The sequence below is a fragment of the Marinicella gelatinilytica genome (assembly GCF_026410405.1).
In the GTDB taxonomy this organism is placed as follows: Bacteria; Pseudomonadota; Gammaproteobacteria; order Xanthomonadales; family Marinicellaceae; genus Marinicella; species Marinicella gelatinilytica.
In genome coordinates this window covers 64,068-72,300 of record NZ_JAPMLN010000017.1, presented here as the reverse complement: position 1 = coordinate 72,300, position 8,233 = coordinate 64,068, and the positions used below count along the sequence as shown (strand labels likewise).

At 34.6% G+C, this 8,233-nt stretch carries 7 protein-coding genes; 2 read left to right on the top strand and 5 right to left on the bottom strand.

All coding sequences use genetic code 11. The features are described 5' to 3' along the window. Positions 1-136 precede the first annotated feature (136 nt). From OS173_RS11600 to OS173_RS11590, 3 genes are read right to left on the bottom strand one after another with little or no spacing between them, the layout of a single operon-like run. Positions 137-2,317 (bottom strand): SNF2-related protein, encoded by a 2,181-nt coding sequence (locus OS173_RS11600; RefSeq protein ID WP_267184455.1) that lies wholly within the window; start codon positions 2,315-2,317, stop codon positions 137-139. Continuing rightward, positions 2,317-3,708, bottom strand: a complete 1,392-nt coding sequence (locus tag OS173_RS11595; protein ID WP_267184454.1) for an Eco57I restriction-modification methylase domain-containing protein — start codon at positions 3,706-3,708, stop codon at positions 2,317-2,319. The genes OS173_RS11600 and OS173_RS11595 overlap by 1 nt, the downstream gene beginning before the upstream one ends. 45 nt (positions 3,709-3,753) lie before the next feature. Next, complete coding sequence (locus tag OS173_RS11590; RefSeq protein ID WP_267184453.1) at positions 3,754-4,293, bottom strand: hypothetical protein; 540 nt, start codon at positions 4,291-4,293, stop codon at positions 3,754-3,756. 55 nt (positions 4,294-4,348) lie between these two features. Between OS173_RS11590 and istA the strand changes: the two genes are divergently transcribed. Both istA and istB read left to right on the top strand, forming a co-directional pair. Further along, complete coding sequence (gene istA, locus OS173_RS11585) at positions 4,349-5,842, top strand: IS21 family transposase (RefSeq protein WP_267184452.1); 1,494 nt, start codon at positions 4,349-4,351, stop codon at positions 5,840-5,842. Beyond that, complete coding sequence (istB, locus tag OS173_RS11580; protein ID WP_267184451.1) at positions 5,835-6,602, top strand: IS21-like element helper ATPase IstB; 768 nt, start codon at positions 5,835-5,837, stop codon at positions 6,600-6,602. The genes istA and istB overlap by 8 nt, the downstream gene beginning before the upstream one ends. Here istB and OS173_RS11575 read toward each other — a convergent pair. Together OS173_RS11575 and OS173_RS11570 are read right to left on the bottom strand one after the other, a co-directional pair. After that, a complete protein-coding gene (locus OS173_RS11575; protein ID WP_267184450.1) occupies positions 6,548-7,303 on the bottom strand; it encodes a type IIL restriction-modification enzyme MmeI in 756 nt (251 codons plus the stop codon). The two genes, istB and OS173_RS11575, sit on opposite strands and share 55 nt — an antisense overlap. Further along, positions 7,204-7,899, bottom strand: a complete 696-nt coding sequence (locus OS173_RS11570; RefSeq protein WP_267184449.1) for a hypothetical protein — start codon at positions 7,897-7,899, stop codon at positions 7,204-7,206. Before OS173_RS11570 ends, OS173_RS11575 begins: the two co-directional genes overlap by 100 nt. Positions 7,900-8,233: the final 334 nt, after the last annotated feature.

Below are 8,233 nucleotides of genomic sequence, written 5' to 3'. Positions count from 1 at the left end.
CACTGAAATCTACCGCCAACTACCCAACGCCAAAACAGTGGAACAAATAGAACAGTTGTTGCCTGAAAACATCCAGCTCGATTAGACACCCACACACAGCTAAACTAAACTATCAACCATGGGGTTCGCTTGGCGCTTACTTAAGAACTTCCTTTATCGTTTCTAAAACAGCTTTAAGTTTTGGGTCATTTTTAATGATATTTAAACTTTTAATTTCTTGTTCAACTCTTTCAAATAGTTTGATATCATTTTTAATATCATTTATAAATTCCTTTTTAAATTGAAACGACTCAATATCATAGATTTTTGTGAGTTTTGGCTTGGTATGATTGATGGCATTACGTTCAAACTCTTCTAAAGCTTCTTTTATGGCTTTAAAAGTGAAATCTTCTGCATCATCTGTATCATCATAAATATTTTCAATTATTTTTCTGTCCATCACATATTTGCCAGACTTTTCGATGAATGACAATACCATTTTATTGGTACGTAAAAAACGTTGAATACTTTTTTCAAACGCACCAAACGAACTTTCAAAACGTTTCACTAGTAAACGTCTCATAAAGTCGAATAAGTTACGTTGTTGTTGAAATGTTCTGTTGTCGTCTTCGGAAAGCTTGTCTTCATCCTCCTTTATACTTTCATATTCATTTGGCTTATAAATTGCACCTTTAAAATGACCAGTTTCTGAAAAATAATCTCGTATAATTCTATTGTAAAAATCTGATTGTTCAGCTGATAATTCATAAAATTGTTCTTCTGGGTCTTTTACTTCTGAAAGATTGCTTATTTCTTTTTTATATTCAAAATCGGTTTTAAGATCTAATCTGTTTCGTCTTATAACAACTGGTGTGATAATGTTTTTAATATCATTAGCCATTGCATTAACATTCCCCCGAACAATTGCTAAATCAATTGGTGGTATTAAACCAAACATTTTTTCGTAATCTCTCTCTGCTTTTCTCCGCTTTTCTGGATCGTTAGAATTGTGATTTTTAAGAATGTTAGACAAACGTTTGAATCGGTAGTTATAGGCGTTGAAACGACCTTCTAAATCAGCTTCAATGGTAATTCCTGATGCGCCAGGAACAATAAATAGTTTTAATAATGAAAAAACATCTGCTGGGGAATTATTAAATGGTGTTGCACTTAATAGAATGACTTGCTTCCCTCTACAAGTATCCATCAAAGCTTCATAGGCCGAAGTATCTTGATTTCTAAATTTATGAGCTTCATCAACAATGATAACTTGATACTCTAAATTGTTTTTTTGGATACTTTCTGCTACCGCTTCTAAATTCCCAGAACTTTCAATATCCCAATTATAGAGTTTAAAACGATTCCAATATTCCCACCAACCTGAATTTTCTTTTTTACTTCCAATTAATCCTGGTGGACAAAGTATTAAGCCCCTTTTACCTAATTGGTTAGCTATTAATGAGGCAATAACCGATTTACCTAAACCAACCACATCTGCAATAATAACTCCGTTATAGGTTTCTATAACATTTAGTGCTTGATTAACCGCGTCTAATTGGTATTGGTATTTTTCAAAACCATTTTCATCTAAAAGCCTTATTATGGCATCACTAATTTTTTTGGCTTCTTGAAGTTCTATATAAGTTTTTAGAATTAATGCATAGGCTTCAAATGGTGTAATTAGCGAAGCCTGACTTTTGTTTTTAAGAAAATCAATAATTATTTTAGTGCCATTTTCTGCTTCAGTTATGGGAACTGCTGTTTCCCAAAGCTCATCAAAATAAGCTTCGGCAGTTTCAAAACCATAGTCTTTTATTTCTACATTAAATTCTTCTTGATTGCGTAAACCTGCTTTAGTTAAATTACTACTTCCAGTTATAAATGTATTTCTTAAACTAATTTGCGTTTCATTTAAACTAAATATATATACTTTGGCGTGATTGGGATTGAGCGTTTTACGTATGATTAATCTGCCCTCGTCTAATAATTGAATGAAGAATTCAATCTGATTATAGAAAGCTTCATTATCCATTTCGGCGTTATTAATGGCAAAACCCATAGATTTCATAAACTGGGAAAAGTGTTCTTCTTGACTTAAAGTGTCGTCTTGTAAACCTACTTCTACAATTGTTCTTAAATACTTATCTACTTGTAAACCAACTAAAATTTTAAGTGTTACGTCAGGATTGACTTGTAGTTTTTTATAGATTTCTTGCCAACCCGAAAAGTAGAAAAAGCCAACCAAAAACTTCAACTCTGTGCTAACAGATATTAACTCTTCTAAACGCTTTTTTAGCGTTGCATTTTCTGCACTATTGGTTATAAAGTTATTGCTCATTAATTTATTTGGTAATTATCATATTCTTTTTCAGTTAGTTTAAATTCTGGGTCGATGATTTTAACTTCTTTGAAAGTCAACTCATAAATTTTGTAGATTATTTTATTAAGTAATGCGTAGTTTTGTTCAAAACTAGGCGTACCATATGTGTCTTCAAGCTTATGATGTAAATCTTTGAATAATTGAAGTTTTGATTCTTTTATGATTTTAATAGGAAGAGTCTCTAAAAATGTTTTCGAAATATTTACTGTTAAATTTGAATTATTTGAAAAGTTATTGGCATAATACCAATTGAGTATTTTTGAATTTAAAAGACAAGTGAAAAACTCATAATAATTTTTGTAATCGTCAACTAAAACTATACTATTTGTAGATGCAAAAGCTTTTCTTTTTTCTTTATCTATTCCTGCTACTAAAGGCATAGTGCCTCCACTTATTCTCTGCATAACAATTTTCTTGCTTTCTTTCCATAAATAATCTGGTCTAGTTCTATGAATCTCATCTTTATTCCACACTATGAAGTTAGAACTGTCTCTAATAGCAAACCTTTTAATATCCTTACCCTCAATTAAATCGAAGCAATTATCCCCCTTATTTGATAGGATTAAATATTTATGAGCTACTATTCCTTCAATAATATCTACACAGAAACTTCCTAATTCTTTCTTACCTCTTTTAATCTTATTAGATAATTGAAGTTGAACAGCATTTAGCATTATATTAAAGGTGTAGCTTGTGTTTTCTATAAAAATATCTTGCTGAATCTCCTTTTGTTTGTACTTTGTTTCAGCTAGAGAAATAACATCGGTTAAAACATTAGTTTTTGGTGAAACATCACTTTTGTTACCTATCTGTAACAAAATAGTTGAAGCCGTAACTTTACTAAAAACCCCTGCTCCCAAATCTACAATTGATTTTATATCATTATTCATCAATAATTCATATCTAATGACATCATAAACTGTACCTCTCAAAATATTATTAGGAATAATATAAATTAGACTACCTTTATTCGTAATTAATCGTTTTCCTTTTAAAAGAAATACAGCAAAAAGATTAATTTTTCCTGATTGCCTTGCTCTAGACCTATTTGGTAATGATATTGAAGAAAAATATTCTCTATTTACATAATCTTTAAAATCTGGGCCAAAATCAACATCTCTTGTAAATACATAAGGCGGATTCCCAATCACAATATCAAATTTGTCTACGCCATACATCCAATATGGGTCAAACCAAGTATTACTTTCATTGCTAAAGGGTTTCCAAGAAGCTAATTGTAAAGCAAGTTTATTATGTCCTCCACCAGCTATATCTTGTTTAAATATTTTGGTTTGTATATCATCAAAATCTTTCTTTAGTTGGGTTTTTTCTTCGCCATAGGCTTGCAAATATTGACTTCGTATAGTCTTTAGTTGGTCTTGCAGTATGTTAAGTTACTCAGTAATATTTTTTGTGGATTTTCCTTCGAAATCTAGAGCTCCTTGCTTTTTGTTTTCTTCCAAACCAACCAGGGTATTAGCAGTCACAAATTTGAATTCTAAGTTAGGTAAGGCTTGTATCCCTCTATTATCAGCATCATCTACAATGGTCTCATCAATAACCAAAGATAGAAAGCTTCGTAGTTTAGAGATTTCAGAAGCAATAGGTTGTATATCAACACCATAAATTGAGTTTTGTATCACGCCTAGTTTTCGGATGTAATCTGCACTTTCGCCATCTAGCTTTTTTTTAAGTATTTGTTTCGCTAGTGCATTTGGTACATTTGCTAATTGTTTTTCTTTCCACCAAGACGCATCTGGGTCTAGCTTTTGTAAGGCATTTATAATTTTGTGTAACGCTCCCATTGGGAAAGCACCAGAACCACAGGCTGGGTCTAATATTTTTACAACGCTTAAAGCTTCTAATAGGTTTATCGTTTCGTTTTGATCAAATTTGTTTATTAGGCGACAATTAGCTTGGCCGGTCGGCGACAACTAGGTTGGCCGGTTTTGGTACACTTCAGATATATCAAATTCACTAGAGAAAGATATGTCTGGGAAACCTATAACCAAGCAACAGGTTAATTTATATATGTCTTATCGTAAGGATCATAAACAAACAGCAGCCGCGGCTCAGTCCGGTATGTCAGAGCGAACGGCTCGACGCATCGAATCAGGCCAACATTCAACTACCCACCTCCCCAGAGTTTATCGAACACGCAAAGATCCATTTAATGGCGCGTTTGAAGAGCATCTAGTGCCATTGCTCAAAACAGATCCAGAGCTTAAACCCATTACGTTATTAGATCAGCTTGATACACTCATGCCAGGTAAATTTGGTCACAACCATTTACGTACGTTACAACGTCGAGTCAAAAAGTGGTTGGCAACTGAAGGGCCAGAGCAAGAAGTTATCTTTCGTCAAAAGTACATGCCAGGATTTATGGGGATATCTGATTACACTTGGATGAACAAACTTGAAATATCCATTGCAGGTCAAGCATTTTCTCATAAGCTTTTTCATTACAAGTTAGTGTTCAGTGGCTGGACGTATGCTCAAGTTGTCTTTGGTGGTGAAAGTTTCGAATCACTCTCTACGGGTTTACAAAATGCATTTTGGCGCAGTGGTGGTGTGCCACAGACACACCGAACCGATAGCTTAAGCGCTGCATTCAATAATCATTATGAACAGGAAACGTTGACTGAACGCTATCAAAAACTATGTGCTCACTATTGCGTCGTTGCGACGCGTAACAATAAAGGCGTGGCTCACGAAAATGGTGCGATTGAAGTGGCACACAGTCATTTAAAACGAAAAGTAGATCAGCAGTTACGACTACGTGGCAGTCGTGATTTCGCGACTATTACCGAGTACCAATCGTTTCTTGATGTAATTGTCGCCAAAATTAATCGCCAATGCAAAACTCGATTTGATGAAGAGCGAAAACACTTAAATGATTTGCCTAAACGTCGTACCAACGACTTCTGCGAACAATACGTTAAAGTCACCTCTAGCAGCACCATCAGTGTTAAGCGCGTGACGTATACCGTACCTTCTAGATTGATTAGTCATCGATTACTTGTGCACATTTATGATACCCAGCTGGACTTATTCCTTGGTCATGAAAAGACGCTATCCCTGCCTAGGGTATACGCTCAAGGGCACCTAAGATCACGAGTAGTAGATTATAAACATGTGATTCACTCACTTGCGAAAAAGCCCAATGCGTTCAAATACTCGCAGTTACGAGAAGATTTGATCCCAGAAGGTGACTTCAGTTTGTTGTGGCAGCAGTTAACAGCAGATCATGTCAGCGATAAAGACTGTCGTTATATGGTTGAGCTATTGTTACTCGCTCATAACTATAATTGCGAGCATGCACTTGGTCGTTATGTCTTGAAAAATCACGAGCAAGGTAAGTGTGTATCTATTGATATGTGCCGTAAATTGTTTGCCCCAAGCAAGCTCGTCATACCAAACATTGTCAGTCATCAACATCAAATAAGTGATTACGATATATTGCTCGGAGGGTTACATGGCTAATATTCAAAGCTTACCAATATTACTGAAAGAGCTACGCTTAAGTGCGATAGCCAAAGAATGGGAAGTCCTTGCCCAAAAGGCTGTTTCACAGGAGTGGGAGCCTCAGCTATTCCTTGCCGAGCTATGCGAACTTGAAGCTAATCATCGTCATGAAAGTCGATTAAAACGGTTACTTAAAGAGAGTAAATTACCCGTAGGTAAACAGCTTAGCCAGTATAACTTTGATGAAATAGAAGGTGTTACATCGCTCCAAATGAAACAAAAAGTTAATCAGATTGACTGGCTTAGACAAGGCCATAATATCTTATTATTTGGTGCTAGTGGTTTAGGGAAAACTCACTTAGCCTGTGCGATTGGTTACTCATTACTTGAAAAAGCAGTGCGCGTTAAATTCAGCACCAGTACGGCTATTGTTCAAGAACTCCAACGTGCAAAAGAAACGTTGGGCTTAACTGATGCCCTAAGAAAGCTCGATAAATATGAGCTGTTGATATTGGATGATATCGGTTACGTAAAAAAGACTGATAGTGAAAGTCAGGTGTTGTTTGAACTGATTGCACATCGTTATGAACGTGGCAGTTTATTGATTACATCGAATCAAGCATTCAGTGAGTGGGATAGTATATTCGGTGACAACATGATGACAGTTGCCGCTATCGACAGACTTGTTCACCACAGTGAAATCTATCAAATAATAGGCGAAAGCTACCGTAAAAAACAAGCTATAAAACTAAACTCAAATACCGGCCAAGTTAATTGACGCCGACCGGACAAGTTAGTTGACGTCTGATATTTGTTATCGCCACCTTCTTTAAAGAGTTCTAATAGCTGTTCTTCATTTTCTAAGGTAACTTTTGTTTTTAAATATTGAACCAAAGATTGCTCAACCATATAATCGACAATCTCTCTGGGTGTGTAAAAACTACCCGTTGCTTTTCTTGCACTTTTTTCGGTGTCTGGGTCAATCTCTGCCAATAGATTCTCAAATATGGTTCCCAGCATTTCTGGGTCAATGCTTACTTCTGCATCATGGATGCTGTTTTCATCAATGGTAAAATTGTATTGTTCAAGAGTTTCAAACAAATCTTTAAACCATTTGTCTGGAATTTCGAGTGAATAATTTGCATTTTGGGCGACAAAATAATCTTCAGCTTGCGGTTCAAATAGTCCGCCGTTTAAAAAAGGAATATCAATATGATTGTCAAGTAGGAGAAAGTGGTTCTTCCGTTCAGATATTTTGGTATTTAAGACTAAGAAGAACAGTTTTTCTAAAGTAGAGTGATAGTAATCTTCCTGCACAGCATTTGATGATAACCAACTATCAGGAAGAAGAGATTTACCTGCGTCAGATTTTTTATTTTTTAAAAACCAACAGAAAATTGTTCGACCAATAAGACGTACCGCAAATTCTTGATAAATTTTCGGTTTGTTTCTACTGATGTAAATGGTAATTTTAAACATGTGTCAAATTCCACATTTCTACTACCAATCTTAACTTTTCCTCCAATCAAACCATAAAATGACTTGGCAATGTCTTGATAGAATTGCTTATTGAGAGGTTCAACGCTAAATGCTTGGATGATCTCATCTAGTGAATTAAAATTACATCCACCAACTTGTTTAATAAATGTTTTATTGGTTTGGCTTGGTGTTACGAAATAGGTGTAACGTTTAAAATCCGTAAAATCTCTTTTTGTACCTAAATAATTTGCTTTAACAAAACTGAACCTGAAATTTCCGTTATCATCATAATATACAAAAAGGGAAGCATCTTTTACTTCGTGCTTTAGAATGGTCTTTGCGATTTCGTATTGGTTTTTCTTTCCAGTTCGTTCTGTTAGTGGTTCGTTAGTTTTAGAAGCGATGACAATGAGTTCGTCTGTATCAATTTCGGCTTCACCAATTTTAATTATAGATTCGTATTTGTGGTATATATCCTCTGGGAATAAATGGTCTAAATCATCGTCATCAGGTTTGAAGGAAGGAATAGATGCTCTTAAAAAAGCAATTAAGTTGGTTGTTGAGAAGTCCTTTATTAGTGAATTTATCTTACTCATTTTATGGTTACAGTTATTTAATTTTTAATTGAGTCTCATGATATAAATTTTCAAATCATTTCAACCCTATTTTTAGTTATGTTTTTTTATTAAGTTAAGCTTCGGTAAAGAAACAGCTCTTTTGGATTTTAATCGTTAGCTTATGAGATTACAAAAACCAACAATCACTTTGCCCAATATAAGAAAAAAATTCAATAGATATTTTTTAATCGTACTTGTCTGTGCGACTTATGGTGGTGTTTTGAGATCCCTTGACTGCGCTCGGGATGGCATTTGTCTTTTTTTAGTGGTGGGTGACAAAATTTGTTGGTAGAAAAGCTTCGCTTTTATTCAC